Genomic DNA, 23892 nt, shown 5'->3' with positions numbered 1-23892 from the left:
GCTGCTGAAGGAGATGCGATTACAAGCGATGCTCCCTCGCTCGCTTAGAAAACAGAAAAGGCCCCGAGGGTCTCGCAACCCTCGGAGCCTTTGTCTTAACTTTAAGGGCGCGGGCTAGGCTTTCTTGAAGCGCTTGCGGGCACCGATCAGCGCAACCGGGAGCAGCGCGGGAAGGAGCTGCATCGCACCGGGAAGCTCAGGGGTAACCGACGAAGGCGTGGAGACGGTGCCACTAAACCCGACCTCGTTAAAGCCTGTTAGGTTGGGGTTTCCCCAGTTGCTGGTCACCGTGAAGCGCACATAGCTTGCACTGACCGGAGAGAAGGAGAAGATCTCGGGCGCATTGGTGGCGCTGGAAGTGGTCGCCTGTGCAAACTCTGTTGGCGTGCCTAAAGCGGAAAAGAAGCTACTACCATTCGTCGAGAACGTCACAGCGACTCCCCGGATGCCTGTTTCGGTTTGAACAACATCACGGGCGTTCCAGAAGGAAAATCCCGACACATCGTAGAGCCCCCCAAGATCAAAATCAATGATCCCCGTCGCAGCACCGAAACTGCTTAACCAATAATCGCCGAAGTTAGCCACGGCATGGTTTGCCGTTAGTGAAAGGGAGTCCAAGCCGACACCATTTACCGTATTTGCAATATTGGTACTTGAAAAAGACCCCATATTCGATGATGCCGTAACACCGGAGATGCGTTGTGCCTGTGCGGTTTGTGGAAGGGCGGCGAGGCCAACCACGGTCAGGGCGGCAAGAAAGCCGCGAGTTGCAATATAGCGCGAAAAAACCATTAGACGTTATCCTGATTCACCAAGGCTCTCCCGGCATAGGGACTTTTTGCCAGGGGTAAAGCCGCAAACGCAGGTTATGCAAACCACAAGCAATCTCCATTACCATGTCCGACATCTCGGCACGAATCAGGCGTAGAGAGTCACGAACGGCTCGACACCGCTTGATACTAGAGATGGCGTGTTCCACGTAGACACGAGAGCGACTGATGATACGATTGACAGCTTTCTCAAATGGAGTCAGTTCACGCCCACGAGGTTTCTTGTGGGGCATCAGGGTTTCCACATCAGCAACTTCAAATCCTTGAAAACCAAGATCCTGTAGAACGGCACTATCGGCAGGCAACTCATAGCCCACCGACTCAGCGATCTTTTTGTCAGCCATCGTGCCTTTGACCGTCTCACTCAGATGCACAATTCGGCAGTCCTCATCTATTAGGATCGCATTTTTGAGGGTGTGGCGCTTCTTTTTTCCACTGTAAAGATCGCGTTGACGCTGCTGGTCGGTTGGTCGGGGGACGGGACGTTCCGTAACGTCCAGACAAAAAGGGGGCTGTTTTCTGCTTCCACGCTTGCTTTGAGCTCCTGTACGGTTCTGCTGGGAGCATCGCCACTTTGGCGAAGTGCTTCTCTGAGGACCACTACAAGGAGCTGTAGCCAGTCGTTGACTTTAGGCTGCGACATATCGAAAAGTGCTCCCATGACCTCCTGAATGAGGTTCTGTTTGACGAAGGTCAGAACGAAGAGCAACTTATCCTCCGTGGTAGGCAGGAGAGCATTTTTGTAGACGGAAAAGCTCTTTCCCTCTCTTTGTTTGCCCTCGACGGTGACGTTCTCTAGGTGCGCTTCTAGGGCACTCTGAAAGTAGGGCAGTAGAGTTCTGAACTCGCTGGGCTCCAATCCCGTGAGGGCCAATAGTCTTCCCGAGGTGGCGCATGCTTTGGTATAAGTTAATCCCGACATGCCGAAATAATATCAGCAATTGAGAACAGCGTCACCACGCATGGAGGGACAATGAAACAGGATAACGTCTATTGATTCACTCTTTCTGCCCTACCCCGTCACCATTGGACAGTAAGGGTAGTAGCGTCTGCCAAGGTGGCAACCCACCGAAGGCTAAACCGACTCACCTGGCATTATAACAAGGAAATCTGTACAAAGTCTGTACAAGGTTTTGCAGGCAGGGCTCGCCGATCCGCTCTACCCGCCGCCCGCCACTGCAGACGCCCCATTCCATTAGGCGGCATAGGCAGGCTTACTTGCGGCGGCGAGCGATGACTCCGCCGACCAAGCCCAGTGCGAGGAGCGCAAAGGTTCCGGGTTCGGGCAGGGTGACGAGCGTGATGGTGATGCCATTGGTCAGCGTGCTCGTCCCCCAGCTTGCCCCACTGGTGTTGCTGTTTTTGTAGCCAAGAAGCGTGACCAGCCCGTTGTAGTCCCCGGTAGCGGTGGGGAAGGTGCTGGGAACCGCGTTCCACTGGGTTCCGGCTCCAGCGGTGGTGCTGAAGAAGCGCACCCAGTAGGTCGTGTTGGGGGTGAGCTGAAACGTACTGACCGGAGTGAAGGTGCGGTAGTTGACGCCCCCACTGGAGACAGAGACGGTGTTAAAGGCGACAAGCTGGGTGCTAGACGGGTTGCCCCCACTATCGGCGTAGATTCCTCCCGAGACCGTGTTGTTTGTCCCCGTGACAAGCGTTAGGGAGATGGTCGCCGACGTAAACTGAAAGTTAGAGAGCGCCGCCGTGGTGAAACCGTAGGCCTTGGTCTGGTTGTCGTTGAGGTTGTTGCCCGAGCCACTGGTCGCGAGGTTCTGGTTGATGTCGTTGGAGATAAAGGTCTGGGCGTGTGCGGTGTGGGGAAGAAGGGCCAGTCCTAAGAGAGCGAGGCAGCGAAGCCGGGCAGCAGGGCGAAGAGAGCGAGAGAGCGTCATCGAGAGATCCTTGGTCAGCAGAGCCACACACCAGCATACGTCGGCACTGCTACTATTACTTAGTCGCCGTAATATATACCAGGATGGCGATTTGCGTCAACGAAAAGGCCTCCTGCCCCAGACGCGTGGGGGGCAGGAGGCCGCCTAAAAGACGGTTGGAAAGGACGCTACTTGCGCCGTCGCTGCGCCAAAGCCCCACCGACGATACCCAGCGCAAGCAAAGCCAGCGTGCCGGGCTCCGGGGCGGAGGTCCCGGCAAGCGTGTAGATCAGCACGATGCGACCGTCGCCACCCGCGGAACCAGCATTACCCCAGCCAACGCCCGCCACATAGTCGGGGTCACTTATGCCGCCGGGGGCAACGCTACTGAGCGTGCCATTGGCTCCCGCCTGACTGGCTCCCGAGGCAGTCAGGTTATTCAGAAACGACGAGCCACCACCACCGGACCTATTCAGGCCACCGCCACCGCCACCAAAGTAGCCACCACCACCACCACCTAGACTACCACCATTGCCTCCCTGGAACTGGCTGCCTGCCGTAGAAGTGCCACCACCGGCTGCACCACCGGCAGACTGCGTGCCGCCGCCACCGCCGCTGCCGCTCCCCCCTGTGGCGAGACCGCCCCCACCGCCAAGAGTATCTCCGCCGCCACCGCCTGCCGTAACAAGCTCCGTGCTTCCGAGCCGAATCGCAGAGCGACCACCACCACCACCGAAGCCAGGTGTACCAGTGCCGCCGCCCCCGAAGCCACCGGTAACAGCTGTTGCTCCCCCCCCCCCCGACAATAAGGGTGAGAGTGTCGCTCGGGGTAACGGAGAGCAAGCCCGTGACGAAGGCAGCAGAGCCACCACGACCGCCGCCAGCGCCCCAGAGCTTGACCGTCAGGCTGGTCACGCCCGCGGGAACCACGAACGATTGATTCGCTCCCGTGAAGCTAAAGGCCTGTGTTGTCGTCTGTGCCTGTACGGACTGCGGAAGCGCAGCGAGTGCTAAAAGTGCGAGTGCGGCAAGCGTGCCACGCGTGGTCGAAAAGAGAGGCAAACCCATGTAGTCAATGTCCTTCTCGGAGTGGTTCCTAGCCTAGTGCTTAGGCAATATAGCTAAGTAACACTGTTTTCCTTTAGAGCGCAATGTAAGAATCCACAAACAAAGACGCCCCGGCACTTGCCGAGGCGTCTGTAAGCGGTGCGGGTGTGTCTACTTGCGCCGACGCCGCGTCACCAGTCCACCGACCATACCAAGGGCGACCAGAGCCAGCGTGCCGGGCTCGGGCGCTGTGCCCAGGGTGTAGGCAATGGTGCCATTCCAGACACGCGGCGTGCGGACCGTGCCAGCGGTAAGAAATGTACTTGCGGTGGCGGAGCGCCCCGTGACGGTCATGTCGGCGTTGGAGTAGGTCTCGTTGGCTCCGGTGCCATTGGTGTATTGTTGCGAAAAGTCCACGTTACGAATGGCAACTCCTGTCACGCCCGGCCCGATGAGCAGGCTCGTGAGAGAGGTAAGGGTTATCGGTGTGGGAGAGTTGGTCGCCGCCGCCTTCCCCGTACCGGTGGCAATCTGGGTCCAGCCCGCGCTGCTGGTCTCAGCGCCCACCACGGTTCCCGTGCGTGTCCAGACCTCAATGTTCACGGTGGCCCCCACAGCCACCAGTGCGCCTGCATTTACCGTATCGACATTGAGATCGAGACGGCTGATCGTCACCGCCTTGTTGGCATTCAGGTCGAAGAACACCCCTCCCCCAAAGTTGTTGCCATTGTTGCTGGCAAACAGTGTCGTGAGCGACTGTGCCCGTGCTGTCTGCGGGAGCGCGGCCAGCCCTAGAAGCGTGAGTGCGACCAGCGTGCCGCGTGCTGTCGAGAAACGTGAGAAACTCATGAGAACCCCATCCTTTACGCCTCAGGCGGAGACGCTACTACTCAATGCCCTACAGGGAGATTATACACAGAACTCACGCTCAGCAAACCAGAAAGCGCTATTGCAAACTTAAAGTAAACAAAATTGACAAAATATCTCCCCAAATGGAGCAGACGGCGGTAAACTGTTCCCTATGGCAATGCTCGAAGAGCTTCCCGCCTCGGTTGAGGCGGCGCTCAAGGCCCAGCGGAACGGCCACGGAACAGATCCCCTCACTCTTGCGGTCAAGGCGGATATCAACACCAGCGGCGTGATCGGAGAGCGGTGGGTGACCATGGATGCCGACGCGATCCGTGTCTTCTCTCCCGATGGCTCCACGGCCCACCTCGATCTCATGATCCCTGTGAGCGAGATCAAGGGCGCCAAGACCGAGTCTCTCGTGGGCGGTGGGGCGCTGACCGTGCAGAAGGGCTCGGATGTGATCGAGCTGGCACGCTACACCACGCCGCTGGGGGGGCGCATGGCCGGGGTTGCCCGTGTCATGGAGGCGATCGCCAAGGGCCGCGACCTCCCCGATGCCGAGCTTGAGGAAGTGGAGAAGCTCTGCCCTAAGTGTAGCCGTGCGCTTCCGAAAGATAGCGATGTCTGCCGCTTCTGTTTCGACAAGCGCGCCACGTTTACACGGCTCCTGGGCTACGCCAAGGGCTACAAGTGGCAGGCGATCCTGGTGACCATCCTGATGATCGGGGGCACGGGCCTCCAGCTCCTGCCGGGGATTATTGTCAAGAACCTCACCGACGATGTCCTGATGCCGCGTGAGCAGATCGCCGAGAGCGTGCGAACTGCGGGGCTGATCTACTGGGTGGCGGTGATGATCGGTGCGACGGTCTTGGGCCTTGTGCTGGGGATCGTGCGTGCGCGGCTGACGGCGTACCTCTCGCTGACCATGACCAAGCAGATCCGCACCGAGACCTACGCCACCCTCCAGAAGCTCGGGCTCTCGTACTACGACAAGCGGCAGTCCGGCGCCCTCCTCAACCGGGTCACCTCCGATGTCAACGAGCTCAATAACTTCCTGGTCGATGGTCTCCAGATGCTCGTGGTCAATGGGCTCATGCTGATCGGCACCCTGGTGATTGTCTTCTCCCAGAACTGGTGGCTGGCGTGCCTGGTGCTGATCCCCGTGCCACTGGTGATTTTAGGGACCACCAAGATCTGGAAGTTCCTCTGGGGCCGCCTGGAGAAGCTCTGGAACCTGCGCTCGTCGATGACCGCCAGTATCGCGGTCGCGCTCAACGGAACCCGCGTCGTGAAGGCCTTCGCCCAAGAGGACCGCGAGATGAAGCGCTTCCACGATAAAGTGGGCGCGCTCTACAATGCCAACCTCGACCTGGAGAACTGGTGGGCGACTCTCTTGCCGATCCTGGGCTTTCTCATGACCAGCGGCGGCTTTATTGTCTGGTATGTCGGGGGCAAGCAGGTGATCGCGGGCCAGATCACCTTTGGCACCCTCAACATGTTCTTCTACTACCTGGGGCAGCTCTACGGCCCGCTCCAGGGCATGACCCGAATCGCCGACTGGCTGGGCCGCGTGCTCACCAGCGCCGAGCGTGTCTTCGAGGTGATGGACACCCAGCCCGATGTCGCCGACACCAACGACTCCGTGCCCCTGCCCAACATGAAGGGCGAGCTGGTCTTTGAGAATGTCAGCTTTGGCTACGACAAGGCGCGCCGCGTGCTGGAGAATGTCGATCTGCATGTCATGCCGGGCGAGATGATCGGGCTGGTCGGGCACTCCGGCGCGGGCAAGTCCACCATCATCAACCTGATCTCCCGCTTCTACGATCCCAGCGAGGGCCGCATCCTAATCGATGGCATCGAGATGAAGAAGGTAAAGCTCCAGGACCTAAGAAGCCAGATGGGCGTGGTCTTACAGGAGCCGTTCCTCTTCCCTGGGACAATCGCCGAGAATATCGCCTACGGCAAGGCCGATGCCACCCGTGAGCAGATCATGCGCGCCGCCAAGGCCGCCAATGCCCACGACTTCATCCTGCGCTTCCCCGATGGCTACGACTCCCTGGTCGGGGAGCGCGGCGCACGCCTCTCCGGCGGCGAGCGCCAGCGCATCTCTATCGCCCGCGCCATTCTCCACGACCCGAAGGTGCTGATCCTCGACGAAGCCACCGCCTCCGTAGATACCGAGACCGAGAAGCAGATTCAAGAGGCCATCCAGCGCCTGATCGCCGGCCGCACGACCTTCGCCATCGCCCACCGCCTCAGCACCCTAAGAAACGCCGATAGATTGGTGGTGATCGAGAAGGGCCGAGTCGCCGAGATGGGCACCCACGCCGAGCTGATGGAGAAGGACAACGGTATCTTCCGCAAGCTGGTCGAGATGCAGATGGAAGTCAACAAGCTCAAGGCCGAGAACCTGGTTCTGGAGGACTAGATGGAACCCAACGCAAACACCGATTTTGACCTGATCTTCCTCGACCCCAAGACCGTGACTCTCTTTCGCACGGGGGGAAGTGCGGTCCGCGCCACGATCGCCGACCCGCGGATCGGCTACGAGCGGACCTACCTGATCTGCCAGATCGCACGGGCCTTCCCGCTCTCGCTCCAGGACCAGTATATCGGCCTGCGCGATGCCAAGGATAAAGATATCGGGATGCTGGAGACCCTCAAGGGCCTCGATGAGAGCTCGCGCGCGATCGTCGACGAAGAGCTAGAGCGGCGCTACTTCGTGCCGACCATCCGCAAGGTCACTAAGGTCAAGAAAGAGTACGACACGGTCAACTTCGAGGTCGAGACCGACAAGGGCGAGCGCAAGTTCTCCGTTCAGAACCTCAAGGACTCGATCCAGGAAGTGGGCGGAGGGCGCATCCTCCTCACCGACCGCACCGGGAGCCGCTACAACATCCCCGATGTGATGAAGCTCGACGAAAAGACCTTCGCGATCCTCTCACGGGTTCTGTAGCGCCTGCTGCTCTTGCTCTTGGAGTAGGGCCTCCCAGCCTTGCGCAGAGTGTGCTGTCTCCCCGACTAGTGCCGCTTGGAGGCGCTCGTACTCACGCTGTGCCCACACGGAGCGGGGCTTGCCCAGCTCTTGACGAAGCGCCTCGGCCGCCTGCACGAGGGTCGCTGCCTGCGTGCGTTGTCCTCGGTCGAGGGCGATCTGTGCCCAGAGCTCCAGGAGCTCCGGCGCGCTCCCCTTGAGCTGGTACTGCCGAACTAGTGCACTCCCCTCGGCAAGCAGGCGACGTGCAGCGGTGGGGTTGCCGTCGCCGTAGACCGCGGCCCCGAGCTCGATCAGCGTGCTGGCGCGCTCCCGCGGCTCCCCCAGCTCCTCTTCCAGTGCCAGTGCCTCACGAAGGCGCTGCTGAGCCAGGGCCAGCTCTCCCCCCTGCCGTGCCACCGAGCCCAGGTTGTGGAGAGTCGCGGCGAGATTGTTGCGATCCCCCAGGTCGGTGTGGATCTGTAGTACCTCTTCGTAGAGGGCGCGTGCCTTCTCCAGAAACCCTTGGTGGTGCGCCAGCAGCCCCAGGTTGTTGAGACAAGCGGCGATGTTCTCCGGGTTTCCGAGGCGCCGCTGTAGCGCGAGGCTCTCTTGGTAGTAGTGGTGCGCCCGCTCATGATCCCCCTGCTGGAAGGCAAGAATCCCCAGGATATTCAGGGTCCAGGCCTCCCCTTGTGCTTGGTTGGCATCGCGGAAGAGCTGGAGTCCTTCCTCGTAGTAGGTGTGTGCACGCTCAGGCTGGCCTTGTGCCGCGACAAGCTGCCCCAGCTTCACCAGCGCACGCGCGGCCTCGGTCTTGTTGCCGAGCTGCTGCGCCAGCGCCAGGCAGGACTCTTGGAGCGTAATGGCCTCCTGATAGTCCCCCTGCTTCTCCGCAAACAGCGCCGCCCCCGCGAGTAAGCGGACCTGTAGCTCGGAGGGGAGCTCTGGGTAGCGCTCTCGTGCGCGCAGGAGCCGCTGCCGCCCCTCGGTGATGTACCCACGGAGCCACCAGAAGCCCACCAAATCGGCGGTGAGAGCGACCGTCGTCGCTCCGCCGATATCCTGGGCAGAGCGCAGGTTATCGTGATCGGCCTCCAGGACCTTGATCCAGTGACCTTGGTCGGGCCCGTACAAGGCAGTCGCGGCCCGACGTGCGAGCTCCATAAACCAGCTCTGGTAGGCCCGCTCCAGCACCTGTTTTTGGTCGACAGGCTCCTCAGCGAGGAAGCGCTTGTTGCTGTACTGCCGCAGCACCTCCAACAGGCGGTAGCGCGACACCCCCCCGACCTCGTCCACCATCACCAGCGACTTCTCGACAAGGGCCGTCAGCAGGTCAAGAACCTCCGCGGCGTCAAGCGAGCTCCCCCCACAGATCGCCTCCGCCGCCTCCAGAGTCCAGCCCCCTGCAAAGACGCTCAAGCGACGCAGCAGCTGGCGCTCGTCGTCGCTCAGAAGGTCGTAGCTCCAGTCGATCAGGGCCTGGAGGGTCTGCTGACGAGCAAGCGTCTCACGACCGCTCCCGGTCAGCAGGCGGAAGACATCGTCGAGCCGGGCCTCGATCTGCTGCGGCGAGAGGGTGCGCACACGCGCCGCAGCGAGCTCCAAGGCAAGTGGAATTCCTTCGAGACGCGCACAGATCCCACGAATGCTCCCCAAAGAATCGCCCGTCGCCACAAAGCTGCTCTGGTGGAGCCGTGCACGCGCGACAAAGAAGTCGGTGGCCTCCTGCACCCCAAACGACGGCACCCGGTAGAGCTGCTCCCCGAAGACACCAAGCAGCTCGCGGCTCGTGGTCAGGACCTTGAGACCGGGACAGACCTGAAGGAGCCGCCCGATCAACGTTGCACAGGGCTCCAGCAGGTGCTCCACGTTGTCCCAGAGCAATAAGAGTGTCCGTGGCTTGAGATACTCGTGGAGCGCCGCTTCGATCGTCTTGCCGGACTGCTCCGGAAGCTCCAGGGTCTTGGCAAGCAGCGAGGGCACGAGGCTCGGGTCGGAGAGCGCGGCGAGGTCGAGAAAAAACGCGCCATCGGGGAGCTGCTCCAAGGCCTCCGCCGCGACCTGAAGCGCCAGTCGGGTCTTTCCAATGCCTCCAGGACCAACCAGAGTCACCAGCCTGTGCCGCCCAAGCTGTTCCCGCACCTCGGCGAGCGCGCTTGCACGCCCCACAAAATCCGTGGCGGGCTGGGGAAGGTTGTTGGGCACGGCGGCCAGCGAGAGCAACGGGGGAAACGTATCGGCGAGCTCCGGGTGGCAGAGCTGGTAGATGGTCTCCGCCGGCCCCAGGTCCTTGAGGCGGTGCTTTCCCAGGTCCCTCAGGGAGGCGTGCGCCGGTAAGCCCTCCCCCAGCAGGCGCACGGCGGCCTCAGAGACGAGAACCTGCTCGCCATGGGCCACGCCAAGCTGCCGCGCGGTACGGTTGAGCGCCGGCCCGAAGTAGTCGTTGTCGCGTGCCTCCGCCAGCCCGGCATGGACCGACATCCGTACCTGAAGCGGCTCCCCCTCGACCACAGCCAGCCCCTTGACGCACTGCTGACTGTCCAGAGCCGCCCCCACTGCGGCTTGGAGCTGGTCAAACCGCACACAAAACGCACCGCCGAGGGTCTTAAACACCTCCCCCTGGTACTGGGCAAAGACCCGCCTCAGCCGCGCCTCGTGCTCTTGCAGGGCTTGGCGCATCGGCTCCGGAAACTGCTCCAAGAGCCGTGTACTCCCCTCGATATCCGAGAAGAGAAAAGAGTGGGTCTGAAAGCTCCCCCCGACGGAATCGCTCATCACTTAAGGCAGGATAGAAGCCACAGGCGGAATGTCCACCGGGCGAGGCTTCTTCGGCGGCGGCGGAATAAAGTTTCCACTCTGAGGCATTCCCTCGGTAGACGGTGGCCGGCTGACGAGAGTCACCGTGGAGAGATACCGCCCCGAGCTCACCTCACGAACCAAGAGAACGAGTTTTTTAGATTCAAACAGCGCGATAAAATCGGTCACGGGCTTGTCTTTAAGTGCCCCGGTCAGGTCAGAGGAAGCAACAGGACGGTCCGCACCGACCTTAAAGTCTGGGATGACTGTCCTCAGGCCGAGAATGGCTCGCTCCGCATCGATCTTCTCTAAGTCAACACCTTCTTCATCTACCGTAATAAACTCAAGGTCAACCAGTGAAAGATTGTAGCGGCTCGCCAGACGAAACTGAATCCCACCCGCCTCTGGGTTTCTCGACTTATAGACCACAAGTCGACCAAGATTCATCACAGAGCCACGAACTTTATTAATTTTAAGAGTTTCAACATCACTTGTGACCAGATCAAACTCTTTAACCGAACCCACACCCTCCCATTCTTGCGCAGATGTAGTTAGAGAAACACTTGCCTGACTAAAAGCGCACAAACTACCCACACACAGTCCGCTAGCAACCACGATCGCGACGGCACTTCGTCGGGTCAAACGGGAAAACGGTATCATTGGCATTTCCTTAGATTCGATAGCAGGATTCTACCATAGAAGCCCTTGCCGCTTTTTTTGCGCTATCATTCGTACGATATGAAAACGCTACTCTGCTACGGCGACTCGAACACCTGGGGGGCGAGCCCACGGGACCTGACACGCTTCGACGATCAGACACGCTGGACGGGGGTCTTGCAGTGCCTGCTGGGGGAGGGCTGGAAGGTGATCGAGGAGGGAGTCTCCAACCGGACGACGGGCTTCGACGATCCCCTGATCCCGCTGCGCAATGGCAAGCAGACCTTTCCCCTCGCCGTGGACACGCACCGGCCCTTTGACTGGCTGATCGTCATGCTGGGCACCAACGATGCCAAGTCCCGCTTCCGCCACAAGCCCGATGCCGCCGCGGATGCGGTCGAGCAGATCGGCAAGCTCGGGGCCGAGGCGGGGGCGCGCGTGCTCCTTGTCGCCCCACCGCCCCTACGCCTGCCCATCAAGTTCTTTGTGGAGTTCACCGACGAGCGCGCGATCAGCTTCTCCCAGGCGCTCGCGCCCCTCTACCGCGAGGTGGCTGAGGCCAATGGCTGGGAGTTTCTCGATGCCGGCCGCGTGGTCTCGGTCAGTATCCATGATGGCGTCCACCTGGAGGCCGAGGCGCACACCCGCCTCGCACAGGCGATCTTCGGAGAACTCTCACGATGAAACTACAAGCGCTCCTCGATAGCTTCCGCCGCGATGGCTTTGTGGTCCTGGAAGAGGTGATCGACCCCGCCCACTGCGACACACTCTGCGAGAAGATGCTCGCCGATGTGGCGGCGATCCTCCAGCGGCCCGATGTGCCCTTTAACTTCAACAAGGGCAATATCCAGCAAGCACCGCCGCCCTTTGCGCCGTATCTCTTCGACGATGTGCTCTTCAACCCGAAGATTATCGAGGTCACCAAGGCGATTGTAGGCCCCGGTGTCAAGAACAACTTCTACTCCGGCAACACCGCGCTCCCCGGCGAGCATTTTCAGCCCGTCCACCCCGATGTCGCGCAGCTCTGGCAGGGGCTGGAGCACGCCACCCCAACCTTTGGAATCGTCATCAATGTCCCGGTCGTGGACATGGGGCCGGAGAATGGGGCGACTCAGCTCTGGCCAGGCACCCACAAGGACACGCACTACTTCCACGGCGATGGCTCCGCGCGGGTCGCCGATGAGCACCTGGCGGCGTGGCGTGAGAAACATCCCCCGATCCAGCCGACCGTCAAGCGCGGCTCGGTCGTCCTTCGGGATATTCGCCTCTGGCACGCCGGGATGCCCAACCGCACCGACCAGCCCCGCCCCATGATCGCGATGATCCACTGGTGCGGCTGGTTTGCCGACTGGGACGGGATCGAGATTCCGGAGCGCAGCCGCAGCTTTTTTGAGAACAAGGCGCTCCACACCAATATCAAGGTCGTCCCCGACAACCAGTTCGACCACATCAAGCACGGCGGTGCCTACGATCTCCAAGAGGACCCATCATGAAAGTCTTAGCCCTTCAGTTCGATATCGCCTGGGAGGATCGCGAGGCGAACTTCGCCAAGGTGGAGCAGCTCCTCACCGAGGCCAGCCCGGAGCCGGGCACCCTGGTCGTGCTCTCGGAGATGTTTGCGACGGGATTCTCGATGAGCCCGGAGGCGAGCGAGCCACACAAGGGGCCGACCAGTCGGTTTCTGGCGCAGCTCGCCAAGCGCTGGCAGATCACGCTGGTGGGGGGCGCGGCGATTGGCAAGCGCAACCAAGCGCTGGTCTTTGGCCCCGATGGCAAGCTCCTGCACCGCTACAGCAAGCTCAAGCCCTTTCGGGTCGGGGGGGAGATCTACCAAGCGGGCTCGCAGTGGGCGGTCTTTGGCTGGGGTGAGACGACGGTCGCGCCCTTTATCTGCTACGACCTGCGCTTCCCCGAGGTCTTTCGCAGTGTCGCGGGAATCTGCCGCCCCGAGCTCTATCTCGTGATCGCGAGCTGGCCCGCGGCGCGTGCCCACCACTGGGTTCGGCTCCTGCAGGCCCGTGCGATCGAGAACCAGGCCTACTTTCTGGGGGTAAACCGCTGCGGCACCGACCCCTTCTTCACCTTCCCCGGCCGCAGCCTGCTCGTGGACTGGCACGGAGAGATTCTCGCCGATGCGGGGAGTGAAGAGACCCACCTCCTCGCCTCCCTCGACCTCCCCGCCCTCCGCGAGTACCGAAGCCAGCTTCGGTTTCTCGATGACATTTGATGCCGGGACAAGATCCCGCACCAAACTACCGACGAGGAACGAGGAGGCGGCGCAACGCGCCCCATAGCGGGACGTTTACCGTCCACGCGATCCGCCCGGCTACCGTTTGACGGGCGGTTTGGCGGGAGCCGCCGCCGACTCGTTGCCGGGGATTGACGCGAGCAAGCCGGTCATGAGGTCGTTGGCGGTGCTCTGCCCCTGGATCAGGGTGAGGTTGGCACCGCTCTCGACAATGCGCTGGGTCTCCAAGAGCTCGAACAGCGCGGAGGCGATCTCGGGGTCGGCGCTGATCTCAGCCATGGCCTTTCCGACAATCGCGGGGCGCACGGCGGCGGCCTTTCCAAACTCGACCGCGGCCTGACGCTCGGCGGTGCTGGTGATGATGCTCACCTGGTTGATCCCGTCCTGCTTGATCGCCGCGGTGACCTGGCGCAGGCGGTTGACCACCTTGCTCTCAATCTGACGGATCATCTCCGGGTCGCGGAAGTGGACCTTGCGGATGTAGATCGAGCCCAGCTTGTAGCCCCACTCGTGGGACTTGGGGGTCACCTCATCACGGACCGTCTTGCTCATGCTATGCCGGTCGATCAGCATCCGAGCCAGTGGGAGGTTGCTCAGACAGCGCACGGTGGAGTTGCTGACATTGGCCGCCAGCGAGCCGCGTGGGTCGGAGTTTTTGAAGAGATAGGCCACAGGATCGCTGATGTACATCTCGTACCAGATCCCAATGCCCATCGGAGCCCCCTCTTCCGAGTTGACCGGCGCGCTCCGCAGGTACTCCTGGTCGAGGCGCAGGTCGATCACGTGGCACTTGCCAAAGCCCGCGATCAGGAGCGCCCGCCAGCCCAGCCGCGGCCAGAGAAAGCAGAGCCCTGGCTCGTCGATCGTGCCGATAACCTGCCCAAAGAGCATGTAGACATGGCAGCGGCGCTCGCGAACAATCGTATAGATTCCCAGCAGGCGCGCCACGCCCAGCAGGATCGGTCCCCCGATCAGGAGGACAAAGAAGGTTACAATCGCGTAGACCAGGATCATGGCTTCACCTCCGTGATGACCCGCCGAGCGTTGCTAAAGAGCGCGAGCTTGGCATTGCGGACATAGGCGAGCATCGCGGACTTGCCCGTTGCCTGGAGCTCGGTGAGCTGTGCGGCTAGCCGTCGCAGGGGCTCGACCTCGGCCTCGGCCTTGAGTGTCTCGATCTCGACCGCGCGGCGGGACTCCACGATGCGCTGGTCGGCGGCGGCGGTGGCCAGGCTGATATCCGACGAGACATGGTTGTGGGCCGTGTTGATCGCCGCGAGCGCGGACTCCACCTCGGCGGGCGGGTCGATCCCGGTGATCAGGGACGCGTCCAGGGTAATTCCGTAGCGCGCTGCGGAGCACTGGCACTCCTGGTCCATGTGCTCATTGAGGTCGCGCAGGTTCTTGCGCAGGTCGTTGATGGAGATTCCCTCCACCGATGCCGCGTCGAGGGTCTCGTCGTGGTTGGCCGCCGCGGGTGCCTCGAAGGTCGCGATCCGCTCACGCAAGACCGAGACAAAGTAGCCCATCACGTGGGCGATCGGGTTGGTCACCCCAAAGATATAGGCATAGAGGTTGCGCTCCGAGACCTGGAAGCGAATCTGCCCGGTGAGCCCCGTGTTGAGCTGGTCCTTGGTCACCGCCTCCAGCAGAGTGCCCATCTGGTTTGCCGATGGGTTCTGGGGATCGTAGGCCATGTTGACGGTCTCCGTCGCGACCGAGACCTTATGGATCTGCTCCCAGGGCCACTTGAAGTACGGCCCGCCGGGCGGGATCACCTGCACCTGCGGGTAGGTGTAGCGCTCACGCTGGTCCGCCGTCAGCGACTCCGCAATGGGATCGTCGAGCGTGGTCAGCTCCCCCACCCGCTGCGCCCGCCCGAAGACCGTCTTCACCGCACGCTGGTTCTGATCGACCGTGTAGAACCCAGTGAGCACGCAGCGCACCAGAATCCAGGCGATCACCCCGATCACGATTCCTACAACGACATCCATGACGCTTTCCTCCTCCTCGTAACTTTCTAGAGCATACCCGCAATCCCAATTTTGGTTGGCCCTATGCTACAGTAACCCCAAGGAGAAGAGAAGTTGCGTGTCATAACAAGTGCGGACGAGCTCTCGCTTGGCTGGCTCAGCGCCGTGCTCAACGAGCCCGTGGTGGATTTTGTCGCCCGAACCGAGTCGAGCAACTGGTCGAGCCAGGTGCCACTGACCGTCACGCTCGCTAGTGGTGAGCAAAAATCGCTTCGTCTCAAGCTCTGCCTGGGGGAGACATTTGGGCCCTCCGAGGTGGCGTTCTACACCCAGGACTACCGCACCCTCCCCGACCCGCCTCTGGTGCGCTGCTACGATGCCCAGTTCGACCCGGCGGTGGGCTACCATCTCCTGCTCGACGATCTCTCCGAGACCCACCACAACCGCCGCGATGCGCCTCCCACGCTTGAATATGGCCTCGCCGTCGCCGAGGCGCTGGGGCGGCTGCACCGGCACCACACGGGCGCGCAGCCTATCCCCGATAACGCGACCTGGGAGCGCTACTTTGCGGAGATTCGTCCGGGAGTCGTCCCCTTGGAGCAGGCAACGGGTCGCGCCTTTGCCGAGCGCTTTGGTGCCCATGAAGCCGCCCTCCGTGCGCGCTGGAGTCACCCGGTCGGGATGAGCCTGCTCCACGGCGACCTCAACTCCACCAATATCCTCACGCCAAAAGCTGCCGAGTCGCCCGTTTATTTTCTCGACCGGCAGCCCTTTGACTGGTCGCTGACCTACGGAGTCGCGGCCTACGATCTGGCGTACTTTCTCATCCTCTGGTGGCCTGAGGACGCCCGCGCGGCCCATGAGGACGCGGTCCTGCGGCGCTGGTTCGACACCTTCGCCCAGCCCGACTACTCCTGGGAGCTAGCCCAGTCGGACTGGAAGCTCTCCGTGGAGCAGTGCCTTCATGTCCCGCTAGAGTGGTGCTCCAAGCCAGAGACCGTCGAGACGATGCGCTGGCTCTGGAGCTTCCAGCTCGCGCGGGTTACGGCAGCACAAAGCTGGTCTTGACGGTCTGGCCGTTGCGGAGCAGGGTCAGGGGAACCGTGTCGCCGGGACGCTTGACCTGGAGGGCGTGGGCGATCAGCTCGACCTCGCGGGTGGGGTTGGTGAAGGTATCGAAGCCCACCAAGATATCCCCCTTGAGCACGCCGGCTTTCTTGGCGAGGTCGTGCGGCGCGTACTGCCCAACATTGGCCACCAGCAGGCCCTGGCCTCCCGGGTTGGGATCGAGCTTCATCCCGCCGAGCGCGGCCCGGCGTAGCCCCCAGGTACTCACCCGCCACGAGATATCGTCGCGCTTGCGCCAGCCATCGGGGAGGGTCAGGGTCAATGTCTTGGGCTTGCCCGCCCGCACGATCCCCAATGTCAGGCTCGCCCCGCTGGCAGGCGTGGTATTGAGAACCCACTGCATGTCTGCCAGGGAGAGCAGCGGCTGGCCGTCGAGCGTGGCAATCACATCCCCGGGCAGGAGCCCCGCCTTTTGGGCATCGCTGCCGGGAGCGGTCTTGAGCACGGTGGGGCGCTCTTTGGGGTCGAGGATCAGGCCGAAGGACTTGGGGTGCGGGTAGGGGTAGAGCACGGAGTCGGTGAGCTGGTGGCGCTGGATCGCGAGCTCCTTCTGGGCATCGCTAATCTGGTGGCAGTGGATACAGCTCGGCACTACCTTCCCTTCGTAGTTGAGGAACGGCGTGTACTTGGCCCGCAGCGACGGAAACAGCTCGGGCTTGGCAAACTCCGGGGCGGGGCCGCGTTTGGCGGCAAGCTTGGCCTTGTTCTTCGGGTAGTCTTTGTGGAGCGCCAGCGCCCCTTCGAGCGCCTTGGCCATCCCCTCCACCGAGACATCGCCCTGCCACTCCGTGCGGTGCGAGCGTGTCCCGTAGCGCCCGTAGATCGTCCCATCGGCGTTGAGCAGAAAGACCGCAAAGCTCTGATCGGTGTCGTACTGGAAGAGGGAGAGATCCAGGCCATTGGTGGAGATCTGCCGCACCCGCACAAACTTATCCAGGAGCGCCTTCATCTGCGCATTCGCCTCGATCACGTCGTCGTCGAGCTTCACGCACTCCTCGCAGGGGATGCAGCGTAGCACCACGACAATGGGCTTGCCCGTGGCCCTCGCCTCCGCAAACGCGGCGGGAAGGTCGTTGTAGTGCCAGTAGCCGCTCGCCTCCAGCTTTTTCTTATCGTCGCGGACCTTTGTCTCCCGGTCCACTTTCTGCTGGGGGAGTGCCGCGCCCGCGACGAGCATGCCGAGAAGTGCCAGTGTCAAAATCGCTTGCTTTTTCATCGTCGTTTCCTCCGAATTGCCTCAATGATAACCGCATTGTCGAGCTCGCCCTCCCCTGCCTCCACAGCCTCGGTAAGGAGTGTGTGGTGCACCTGGCTCAGGGGTAGCTCCTGCCCCGTAGCATGGGCGGCGGCCAGGATCAGCCCCACATCTTTTTTGTGCTGTAGGACCCTCGACTCAGGGGTAAATTCGCCCGTGCGCATCTTTTCTCCTTTTATGTCCACCGCCACGGAGTACGCCGGAGAGTTTTTGAGCACGTCAAGAAATACCGCGAGATCCAGCCCCAGTGCCTCCGCAAAGACCAGCCCCTCGGCGAGGGCGGCGCGGTTGAGTCCCAGAATCAGGTTGGTTGCCAGCTTCGCACGGCTCCCACTCCCGGCGGAACCAAGGTGGAAAACACGGTCGGTGACACAGGCAAGGAGGTCGGCGCTGGCGGCGTAGGCGGCGGGAGTGCCCCCCACGAGGAGGGTCGCCTCGCCGCCACGCACCTGTTTGCTGGAGCCGGAGATCGCCGTGTCCATGTAGGCAATTCCCCGCGTGGCCAGTGCCGCCGCCAGTGCCTCGGTCTCGCTCGGGTCGCCTGTGGTGGTGTCCAGGATAGTTGTGGGCAGCGAACTCGCGGCGAGAATCCCGGAAGCTCCGCCTAGGACGTCTAAAACCACCTCGGTTGTGGGAAGTGAGAGCACGAGCCGCTCCACCCGCTCCGTGACTGCCGCGGGGCTCCCCGCTCCAATGCCGCCCCGCTCGACCAGTGCCTTGCGCTTTTCGGTGTCGAGATCGTAGCCAACCACCTGGTAGCCGTGCGCCAGAAACCGCTCCGCCAGCGCCGAGCCCACCAGGCCCAGCCCGATCAGCCCGACTCGCTTTTGTGGATCGCTCATGGGCTCAGGATAGCACACTCGCATTTCCTAAGGAACCTTGCACTCCTCCCGACCATACGTAGTGCCAAGGAGACTACAATGACACGACGAAAAACATCGATAGCACTTGCTATCGCAACACTGGGGATGATTCCCCTCCTTCAGGCATCAGCACGGGCCCAAGAGATCTCGGTGCGGGTCAATGGGAACTCGGTCGCTTTCGCAGACACGCACCCGCAGCGCCGCGATGGCCGGATACTGGTTCCTCTGCGTGGCGTCCTTGAGGAGATCGGAGCGGACATTAGCTGGAACGAGGCGACCCAGACTGTCAAAGCACACATGGGCCAGCGCGATATCCAGCTGACGCTCGGGAGCAATACCGCGATGGTCAACGGCCAGAGCGTGGCCCTGCGCGTCCCCGCGATGCGAATTGGCGGGAGCACGATGGTTCCTCTGCGCTTTATCGGGGAGGCGCTCGGGGCCAGCGTGGACTGGGACGAGCCCCGGCAGCAAGTCAGCATCACGACCAACGCCGCCTCCGGCTCGAACCGTCCGCCGGTCGCACGCAACCGGGAGCGCGACCGGAGCAACGACCAGAACCGAGACCGAGGCCAAGATCGGGGTCAAGGACAAGACCGAGGCCAAGGCCAAGACCGGATCGCCCTGCGGGTGAGTGGCCGCGACGAGCCCTTTGGCGCGGCGCGGCCGTACATGCGCGGCGACGATGTCCTGGTACCGCTGGAGCAGCTCTCACGGGTCGCGCGCTTCAGCTACCGCTACGATGCCACACAGAACACCCTGACCGTGCCGGACAAAAAGCTCAGCAATGCGGTCGGGAGCCGCTGGGTCGAGAAAAACGGGCAGCGGATTCGCCTGGAGAGCCCCACCGAAGTGCGAGGCGGCACGCTCTTCGTGCCTCTGGAGTTTATCGAGCTGGCCTCAGACCAGACCGCGACCTGGAACGCGGAGACACGGACCATCACCATCGCGCCCAGTCGCCCCTGAGCCCCCCCACTCAGGGCTGGGCAAGCTGGCGCACGATCGCCTCGTGGTGCGCCACTCCCCAGACCGCGAGCTGGTCGAGGACCGGACCGAGCGTGCTCCCCAGCTCACTCAGCCGGTACTCGACCTTCGGCGGCACCTCGGCGTAGACCGTGCGGGTAATTAGCCCATCGCTCTCCAGCTCGCGGAGCTGCTGGGTGAGCATCTTGGGCGTGATCTCAGGGAGCTGCTTGCGCAGCTCCCCAAAGCGCACCACCCCTTGCTGGTAGAGCTTCCAGAGCAGGCGTGGCTTCCACTTGCCGCTCAGGAGCTCCAGGCTGGTCTCAACCGGACAGCCGTGGATACGCTCACGACAGCCTGAGTTCTTGGGACTATTAGTTTCTATTTGGGTACTACCTTCCTAAAAAGTGCGTACTTGCGGGTTTCGATTGTAGGAGGGTATCACAAAACCCAAGGAGTAAACCCCATGAGCCTTAAAGACCCCAACACTGTCACCCCGACGCGCCGCAAGCGTGTCGCCCTTGTTATCGCCAACCCCGCTGTCTCCCCCACCACCGGCGGCCCCGTCGGTTTCTGGTGGGCGGAGCTCACCCACCCCTACTACGAGCTCACCGAGAAGGGCTACGCGGTCGAGATCTTCAGCCCAAGCGGCGGCCCGTGCGTCCCCGATGCCATGAGCGATCCGCGTGACCCGAGCGGCTACTCGTCCAGCGACTTGATCAGCATGGGCTTTATCGCCACCCCAAGCCTCGCCGCCTTGGTTGAGGACACCAAGCCGGTCAGTGCGCTCACGGTCGCCGACTTCGACGCAATCGTGGTCGCCGGTGGGCAGGCACCGATGGTGAACTTTGAGAGTGCGACCGCGCTCCACGAGAAGTTTGTCGCGTTTTACGAGGCCGGAAAGCTCGCCTGCGCGCTGTGCCATGGCACGGCTATCCTGCGCTACGCCAAGCTCGCCTCGGGAGAGTATCTGGTCAAGGGGAAGACCGTCACCGGCTTTGCCAACGTGGAGGAGGACTTCGCCGACAATGCGGTCTGGAGCTACGGAGTTCTGCCGCACGGGACGCACCTGATGCCCTGGCGGATCGAGGACGAGCTCAAGGCACTCGGGGCCAACTACATTCAAGCCGGGCTCTGGCGTGGGTTTGCGGTGCGCGATGGCAACCTGATCACGGGCCAGCAGAACTTCTCGGGGGCGGAGACAGCGCGGGCGATTATCGCAGCGCTAGGGGAGTAAGAAGAAGATGAAGATTGCAGTCATTGGTGCCGGCAGTGTCGGGGCGACTCTGGGCGGGGGCTGGGTAGACGCGGGCTACGACGTTATCTTTGGTGTCCGGGAACCGGAGAGCGAGAAGTACCAGGCGCTCCCTGCGCCCCGCGCAACACCCGCCGAGGCCGCCGCGCAGGCCGATGTGATCCTTCTGGCGACCCCCTGGCCCGCTACCGAAGCGGCGATTGGATCGCTAGGCCCACTCTCCGGTAAGCTCGTGCTGGATGCCACCAACCCGCTCAAGCCCCAGCTCGCGGGTCTCACCCACGGACACGAGACCTCCGGCGGCGAGCTGGTGGCGCAGTGGGCGGCCGGGGCGCGTGTGGTGAAGATCTTCAATACCACCGGCTTTGACAACATGGCCAACCCGCACTACCCTGACGGTGCCGCGACCATGCTCTACTGCGGCGACGATTCCGAGGCCAAGGCGGTCGCCCACGCGCTGGCACAGGCGCTGGGCTTTGAGCCACAGGACGCCGGCCCGCTCACCCAAGCACGCCTCCTGGAGCCCTTTGCCCTGCTCTGGATCTCCCTCGCCTACCAGCAGGGGCTTGGGCGGGACTTCGCCTTTCGCCTCGTGCGGCGGTAGGCGCGGCTCGGGTATCCTGGGGGCATGACAACCGACTGGGAAGCTCTCTACCAAGCGGGCGAGACGCAGTGGGACAAGGGCGCCCCTGCCCCTGCCCTAGTGGAATTTCTCGCCCAAGCCCCTCTCCAGGGCCGGGTCCTCGTCCCCGGCTGTGGGCGCGGCCACGATGTGCGGGCGATCGCGGCGGCGGGCGCGGACGACGTGATCGGGCTGGACCTCGCGCCCAGCGCGTTTGCGGGAGTCGAGACGTTTCCCAACACGCACTTTGTGGTCGGGGACCTCTTCGCCCTCCCGAGCGAGTACCACGGTGCCTTCGATGCAGTCTACGAGCACACGTGCTACTGCGCCATCCCCCGGGAGCGCCGCGACGACTACGTGCAGGCAGTGGCGGGGGCGCTCAAGCCCGGCGGCCTGCTGCTGGGGATCTTCTACCTCAACCCGCGCGACGATCCCGACCCGAGCCTTGGCCCGCCGTTCAACGCGACGCTCGACGAGCTCGACACGCGCTTTGCGGAGCACTTCACCCTCCTGCGCTCCGAGACGCCCACGGTCGCGTTTCCCGGTCGCGAGGGCCGCGAGGTGCTGCGCCTACTTCAGCGCCGGGGGGACAGTCACCGTCACGGTCTCTGAGCGCCCGACCACCTTGAGCGTATGCCGCCCCGCGACAAGCCCGGCAAGGGTCACCTGCCCCGCCTCATCCGTGCGGAACTCGACCTCTGGGGGAGCGGGCTCCAGCCGAACCGAGGGCAGAGCCTTGCCTGCCTTGTCACGAACGGCCACGGTCATGGGCAGGCCTGGCATCGGGATATCGAGGGTAAGAGGGGCCGATTTTCCGTCCCAGCGCACCGTGCGCTCGGGGGTCTTCCAGAGGTTGTCCACGGTTGCCTGGAGCTTGTAGGTTCCGGGGGCTAGATCGAAGGCAAAGCGGCCATCGGCTTGGGGAGTGGCCTCTTGGGTTAATCCTGGGACCAATACTCCCTGGCTCGGCGTCTCCGCCACGGCACGAACCACCACCTGTCCCGCGGGCCAGCGGCTCAGGGGCTTGCCGGCGAGAGTCACCTGGCCGGTGAGAAATGCCCTCGGCTTCAAGACCGCTCTCGCCTCTGTCACCCCAGGCGGAAGCGTGAGCTCCCCTTCCCAGCCTTGGCACCAGAGCTCTACGGTCACGGGTTGATCCGCGCGTAGCGAGGCAACGGGTAGCTGCCCCCGTGCATCCGACCGCAAGGAAGAAAAACGTGGAAAGCCTCGCACCCCCACCGCAACCCCACCCAGCGGCCTCCCGTCTAGGGTCTCGCAGCGCAGGGTCACGGTGCGTTTTGGCGCTTTCCCCCACTCTTCCAGTTGCTTCCGCTGCTCCGGCGACGGCCCCAGCTGCGGGACTTTCTTGGGATCGAGGACCAGCCGGCACTCCGTACGCTCGCCCGCGCTGACGGTGACCGACTGAGCAGCTCGCGATGCCCCAAGTGCGCCTCCGGACACGATGTTGTAGCGCCCCTCCGGCACCTCCGTAAAGAGCGCCTCGCCGTCGGCGTTGCTTGTGGCCGTCCCGCGGGGGGCCATCGTCACGGTCACCCCCGCGCGGGGCTTCCCTTGCGCATCGACCACCTTCACACGGACTTGCCCCGGCCCATGCCAGACACGGGAGAAGCGTGCGACTCCCTCCAGAGGCACCAGCGACGATACCAAGACCGTCGCCTGCTGTCGCCATCCGACGGGTTCCAGCTCGGAATCTCCCCGATTCCAGATCGTCACCACACCCCGTGCCTGCGGGGGAAGTTGAAACCCTCCGCTGCCTGCCCCGGACATACCGCTGCCTACCGCATTCCCCAGGCGAAACGCCCAGCCGCGCCCCAGCTCCGCGAGATAGTCGGCTCCCCACTGCGGCGTTTTCGGAAGCCGAAAGACCACACGCGTCTCCTGATTCTCCGGCACGAGAATCCCCCGGGCAAGGACGCCTGGGAACCCCGAGTCGATCTTCTCCCCTAGGGTGTAGTTGTTTGGTAGCAGCCCTGTAAAGCGCACCCGCCCCTGGGAGTCCGTTGTCTGCGTGGGCTGGAGGAGGCGGAGCAGGGTCAGCTGCGGCTCCTTCTTCCATACACGCTGATTGCCCTGCCCGGGGTAGAACAGCGCGGGCATCCCGATCCCCAGCACAACGGAGCGCCCTGCTGAGGGCTTGCCCTCGGGCGTCAAGAAAGTCGCGGTGAGGGTCGCACCAGAATCGGGGAGAACGAGGTCGAAGGGTGCGTCAAACGGGGACTCGGGTGTGCCTCCAAAGCGCAAGCCGCCGCGCTCCAGGGTTATCAGAGGGCCGCCGGGGCGCTGGGCGAAGACCGTGATCGTGTCGTAGGTGGCGGGGAGCTCGGTGAAGCGAAAGTGGCCCTGGGGGTCTGGATGCACCTCGACCACATCCCCGACACCGCGCTCCCCGCCGGGTCCGCTGTAGCCCTGGTAGGTAGTCCCATACTGGACAAAGACGCGCGCGGTCGGCACGGGCTTGCCTTGGGGGTCGCACACGCTCCCTGAGATGATCCTCGGCAGAGCCTGCGTGGGTTGTCGCTGTCTGGTTGCTTGCATTGCACTCC

At 62.9% G+C, this 23892-nt stretch carries 24 protein-coding genes; 10 read left to right on the top strand and 14 right to left on the bottom strand.

Annotated elements, in window-relative coordinates; translation table 11 throughout:
* Positions 1 to 114: 114 nt before the first annotated feature.
* The 6 genes from HNQ39_RS23590 to HNQ39_RS23565 form a co-directional block, all read right to left on the bottom strand.
* Positions 115 to 792 (bottom strand): discoidin domain-containing protein, encoded by a 678-nt coding sequence (locus HNQ39_RS23590; RefSeq protein WP_184202752.1) that lies wholly within the window; start codon positions 790 to 792, stop codon positions 115 to 117.
* Between the two features lie 16 nt (positions 793 to 808).
* Positions 809 to 1330 carry an HARBI1 family protein gene (locus tag HNQ39_RS23585; protein ID WP_246386085.1) on the bottom strand — a complete coding sequence of 174 codons (522 nt, stop codon included), beginning with the start codon at positions 1328 to 1330 and terminating at the stop codon, positions 809 to 811.
* The gene (locus HNQ39_RS23580) at positions 1225 to 1752 is read right to left on the bottom strand and encodes a helix-turn-helix domain-containing protein (protein ID WP_184202748.1); all 528 of its coding nucleotides are present in this window, start codon (positions 1750 to 1752) and stop codon (positions 1225 to 1227) included. Before HNQ39_RS23580 ends, HNQ39_RS23585 begins: the two co-directional genes overlap by 106 nt.
* Positions 1753 to 2044: 292 nt before the next feature.
* Entirely contained in the window at positions 2045 to 2746 is a 702-nt protein-coding gene (locus HNQ39_RS23575; protein ID WP_184202746.1) for a choice-of-anchor R domain-containing protein, read from the bottom strand.
* A 140-nt stretch (positions 2747 to 2886) separates the two neighbouring features.
* Positions 2887 to 3504 carry a PEP-CTERM sorting domain-containing protein gene (locus HNQ39_RS23570; RefSeq protein ID WP_184202744.1) on the bottom strand — a complete coding sequence of 206 codons (618 nt, stop codon included), beginning with the start codon at positions 3502 to 3504 and terminating at the stop codon, positions 2887 to 2889.
* Positions 3505 to 3916: 412 nt separating this feature from the next.
* A complete protein-coding gene (locus tag HNQ39_RS23565) occupies positions 3917 to 4594 on the bottom strand; it encodes a PEP-CTERM sorting domain-containing protein (protein WP_184202742.1) in 678 nt (225 codons plus the stop codon).
* Positions 4595 to 4766: 172 nt separating this feature from the next.
* Here HNQ39_RS23565 and HNQ39_RS23560 point away from each other — a divergent pair, with 172 nt between their 5' ends.
* Both HNQ39_RS23560 and HNQ39_RS23555 read left to right on the top strand, forming a co-directional pair.
* Positions 4767 to 7022: an ABC transporter ATP-binding protein gene (locus HNQ39_RS23560; RefSeq protein WP_184202740.1), complete on the top strand. Its 2256-nt coding sequence runs from the start codon at positions 4767 to 4769 to the stop codon at positions 7020 to 7022.
* Entirely contained in the window at positions 7023 to 7550 is a 528-nt protein-coding gene (locus HNQ39_RS23555) for a DUF1854 domain-containing protein (protein WP_184202738.1), read from the top strand. It begins immediately after the preceding gene.
* Here HNQ39_RS23555 and HNQ39_RS23550 read toward each other — a convergent pair.
* Both HNQ39_RS23550 and HNQ39_RS23545 read right to left on the bottom strand, forming a co-directional pair.
* Entirely contained in the window at positions 7536 to 10346 is a 2811-nt protein-coding gene (locus HNQ39_RS23550; RefSeq protein WP_184202736.1) for a tetratricopeptide repeat protein, read from the bottom strand. The two genes, HNQ39_RS23555 and HNQ39_RS23550, sit on opposite strands and share 15 nt — an antisense overlap.
* 3 nt (positions 10347 to 10349) lie before the next feature.
* The gene (locus HNQ39_RS23545) at positions 10350 to 11027 is read right to left on the bottom strand and encodes a hypothetical protein (protein WP_184202734.1); all 678 of its coding nucleotides are present in this window, start codon (positions 11025 to 11027) and stop codon (positions 10350 to 10352) included.
* Positions 11028 to 11105: 78 nt separating this feature from the next.
* On the opposite strand from HNQ39_RS23545, the gene HNQ39_RS23540 reads away from it, so the two are divergent.
* The 3 genes from HNQ39_RS23540 to HNQ39_RS23530 are packed head-to-tail and all read left to right on the top strand — an operon-like array spanning position 11106 to position 13251.
* A complete protein-coding gene (locus tag HNQ39_RS23540; protein WP_184202732.1) occupies positions 11106 to 11708 on the top strand; it encodes a GDSL-type esterase/lipase family protein in 603 nt (200 codons plus the stop codon).
* Positions 11705 to 12517: a phytanoyl-CoA dioxygenase family protein gene (locus HNQ39_RS23535; protein WP_184202730.1), complete on the top strand. Its 813-nt coding sequence runs from the start codon at positions 11705 to 11707 to the stop codon at positions 12515 to 12517. Before HNQ39_RS23540 ends, HNQ39_RS23535 begins: the two co-directional genes overlap by 4 nt.
* Entirely contained in the window at positions 12514 to 13251 is a 738-nt protein-coding gene (locus tag HNQ39_RS23530) for a nitrilase-related carbon-nitrogen hydrolase (RefSeq protein ID WP_184202728.1), read from the top strand. Before HNQ39_RS23535 ends, HNQ39_RS23530 begins: the two co-directional genes overlap by 4 nt.
* Before the next feature lie 99 nt (positions 13252 to 13350).
* Here the strand turns inward: HNQ39_RS23530 and HNQ39_RS23525 are convergent, their stop codons facing one another.
* Together HNQ39_RS23525 and HNQ39_RS23520 are read right to left on the bottom strand one after the other, a co-directional pair.
* Complete coding sequence (locus tag HNQ39_RS23525; protein ID WP_184202725.1) at positions 13351 to 14286, bottom strand: SPFH domain-containing protein; 936 nt, start codon at positions 14284 to 14286, stop codon at positions 13351 to 13353.
* Complete coding sequence (locus tag HNQ39_RS23520; RefSeq protein ID WP_184202723.1) at positions 14283 to 15266, bottom strand: SPFH domain-containing protein; 984 nt, start codon at positions 15264 to 15266, stop codon at positions 14283 to 14285. The genes HNQ39_RS23525 and HNQ39_RS23520 overlap by 4 nt, the downstream gene beginning before the upstream one ends.
* A 93-nt stretch (positions 15267 to 15359) precedes the next feature.
* On the opposite strand from HNQ39_RS23520, the gene HNQ39_RS23515 reads away from it, so the two are divergent.
* Entirely contained in the window at positions 15360 to 16313 is a 954-nt protein-coding gene (locus HNQ39_RS23515) for a phosphotransferase (protein WP_184202721.1), read from the top strand.
* Here the strand turns inward: HNQ39_RS23515 and HNQ39_RS23510 are convergent.
* Positions 16288 to 17589, bottom strand: a complete 1302-nt coding sequence (locus tag HNQ39_RS23510) for a Trx7/PDZ domain-containing (seleno)protein (protein ID WP_184202719.1) — start codon at positions 17587 to 17589, stop codon at positions 16288 to 16290. The genes HNQ39_RS23515 and HNQ39_RS23510 overlap by 26 nt on opposite strands.
* Complete coding sequence (locus tag HNQ39_RS23505; protein WP_184202717.1) at positions 17586 to 18470, bottom strand: NAD(P)-dependent oxidoreductase; 885 nt, start codon at positions 18468 to 18470, stop codon at positions 17586 to 17588. Before HNQ39_RS23505 ends, HNQ39_RS23510 begins: the two co-directional genes overlap by 4 nt.
* Positions 18471 to 18548: 78 nt before the next feature.
* Between HNQ39_RS23505 and HNQ39_RS23500 the strand changes: the two genes are divergently transcribed.
* Positions 18549 to 19454 carry a stalk domain-containing protein gene (locus tag HNQ39_RS23500; RefSeq protein ID WP_184202715.1) on the top strand — a complete coding sequence of 302 codons (906 nt, stop codon included), beginning with the start codon at positions 18549 to 18551 and terminating at the stop codon, positions 19452 to 19454.
* A gap of 10 nt (positions 19455 to 19464) precedes the next feature.
* Here the strand turns inward: HNQ39_RS23500 and HNQ39_RS23495 are convergent, their stop codons facing one another.
* On the bottom strand, positions 19465 to 19758 hold the full coding sequence (locus HNQ39_RS23495) for a winged helix-turn-helix transcriptional regulator (RefSeq protein ID WP_281380348.1): 294 nt from the start codon (positions 19756 to 19758) through the stop codon (positions 19465 to 19467).
* Between the two features lie 159 nt (positions 19759 to 19917).
* Between HNQ39_RS23495 and HNQ39_RS23490 the strand changes: the two genes are divergently transcribed.
* Genes HNQ39_RS23490 through HNQ39_RS23480 form a run of 3 tightly spaced genes read left to right on the top strand, consistent with a single transcriptional unit; the run spans position 19918 to position 21940 of the window.
* A complete protein-coding gene (locus HNQ39_RS23490) occupies positions 19918 to 20688 on the top strand; it encodes a type 1 glutamine amidotransferase domain-containing protein (RefSeq protein ID WP_184202713.1) in 771 nt (256 codons plus the stop codon).
* Positions 20689 to 20695: 7 nt separating this feature from the next.
* The gene (locus HNQ39_RS23485) at positions 20696 to 21310 is read left to right on the top strand and encodes an NADPH-dependent F420 reductase (protein ID WP_184202711.1); all 615 of its coding nucleotides are present in this window, start codon (positions 20696 to 20698) and stop codon (positions 21308 to 21310) included.
* Between the two features lie 24 nt (positions 21311 to 21334).
* Complete coding sequence (locus HNQ39_RS23480) at positions 21335 to 21940, top strand: methyltransferase domain-containing protein (protein ID WP_184202709.1); 606 nt, start codon at positions 21335 to 21337, stop codon at positions 21938 to 21940.
* On the opposite strand, the gene HNQ39_RS23475 is transcribed toward HNQ39_RS23480, so the two are convergent.
* Entirely contained in the window at positions 21899 to 23884 is a 1986-nt protein-coding gene (locus tag HNQ39_RS23475) for a carboxypeptidase-like regulatory domain-containing protein (RefSeq protein ID WP_184202707.1), read from the bottom strand. The genes HNQ39_RS23480 and HNQ39_RS23475 overlap by 42 nt on opposite strands.
* Between the last annotated feature and the right edge of the window lie 8 nt (positions 23885 to 23892).

Origin of the sequence: Armatimonas rosea, assembly GCF_014202505.1 — a bacterium.
Taxonomy (GTDB): Bacteria; Armatimonadota; Armatimonadia; order Armatimonadales; family Armatimonadaceae; genus Armatimonas; species Armatimonas rosea.
Note: the sequence above shows the minus strand (reverse complement) of the source record. Positions and strands in the feature narration are given on the sequence as shown.

Bases quoted from the DNA above. Each gene is read 5' to 3' on its own strand.
- HNQ39_RS23480 (WP_184202709.1), top strand. From the start codon at position 21,335: ATGACAACCGACTGGGAAGCTCTCTACCAAGCGGGCGAGACGCAGTGG.
- HNQ39_RS23485 (WP_184202711.1), top strand. From the start codon at position 20,696: ATGAAGATTGCAGTCATTGGTGCCGGCAGTGTCGGGGCGACTCTGGGC.
- HNQ39_RS23565 (WP_184202742.1), bottom strand. From the start codon at position 4,594: ATGAGTTTCTCACGTTTCTCGACAGCACGCGGCACGCTGGTCGCACTC.
- HNQ39_RS23475 (WP_184202707.1), bottom strand. From the start codon at position 23,884: ATGCAAGCAACCAGACAGCGACAACCCACGCAGGCTCTGCCGAGGATC.
- HNQ39_RS23510 (WP_184202719.1), bottom strand. From the start codon at position 17,589: ATGAAAAAGCAAGCGATTTTGACACTGGCACTTCTCGGCATGCTCGTC.
- HNQ39_RS23550 (WP_184202736.1), bottom strand. From the start codon at position 10,346: ATGAGCGATTCCGTCGGGGGGAGCTTTCAGACCCACTCTTTTCTCTTC.
- HNQ39_RS23525 (WP_184202725.1), bottom strand. From the start codon at position 14,286: ATGATCCTGGTCTACGCGATTGTAACCTTCTTTGTCCTCCTGATCGGG.
- HNQ39_RS23490 (WP_184202713.1), top strand. From the start codon at position 19,918: ATGAGCCTTAAAGACCCCAACACTGTCACCCCGACGCGCCGCAAGCGT.
- HNQ39_RS23520 (WP_184202723.1), bottom strand. From the start codon at position 15,266: ATGGATGTCGTTGTAGGAATCGTGATCGGGGTGATCGCCTGGATTCTG.
- HNQ39_RS23530 (WP_184202728.1), top strand. From the start codon at position 12,514: ATGAAAGTCTTAGCCCTTCAGTTCGATATCGCCTGGGAGGATCGCGAG.
- HNQ39_RS23590 (WP_184202752.1), bottom strand. From the start codon at position 792: ATGGTTTTTTCGCGCTATATTGCAACTCGCGGCTTTCTTGCCGCCCTG.
- HNQ39_RS23555 (WP_184202738.1), top strand. From the start codon at position 7,023: ATGGAACCCAACGCAAACACCGATTTTGACCTGATCTTCCTCGACCCC.
- HNQ39_RS23580 (WP_184202748.1), bottom strand. From the start codon at position 1,752: ATGTCGGGATTAACTTATACCAAAGCATGCGCCACCTCGGGAAGACTA.
- HNQ39_RS23505 (WP_184202717.1), bottom strand. From the start codon at position 18,470: ATGAGCGATCCACAAAAGCGAGTCGGGCTGATCGGGCTGGGCCTGGTG.
- HNQ39_RS23540 (WP_184202732.1), top strand. From the start codon at position 11,106: ATGAAAACGCTACTCTGCTACGGCGACTCGAACACCTGGGGGGCGAGC.
- HNQ39_RS23535 (WP_184202730.1), top strand. From the start codon at position 11,705: ATGAAACTACAAGCGCTCCTCGATAGCTTCCGCCGCGATGGCTTTGTG.
- HNQ39_RS23500 (WP_184202715.1), top strand. From the start codon at position 18,549: ATGACACGACGAAAAACATCGATAGCACTTGCTATCGCAACACTGGGG.
- HNQ39_RS23545 (WP_184202734.1), bottom strand. From the start codon at position 11,027: ATGATACCGTTTTCCCGTTTGACCCGACGAAGTGCCGTCGCGATCGTG.
- HNQ39_RS23560 (WP_184202740.1), top strand. From the start codon at position 4,767: ATGGCAATGCTCGAAGAGCTTCCCGCCTCGGTTGAGGCGGCGCTCAAG.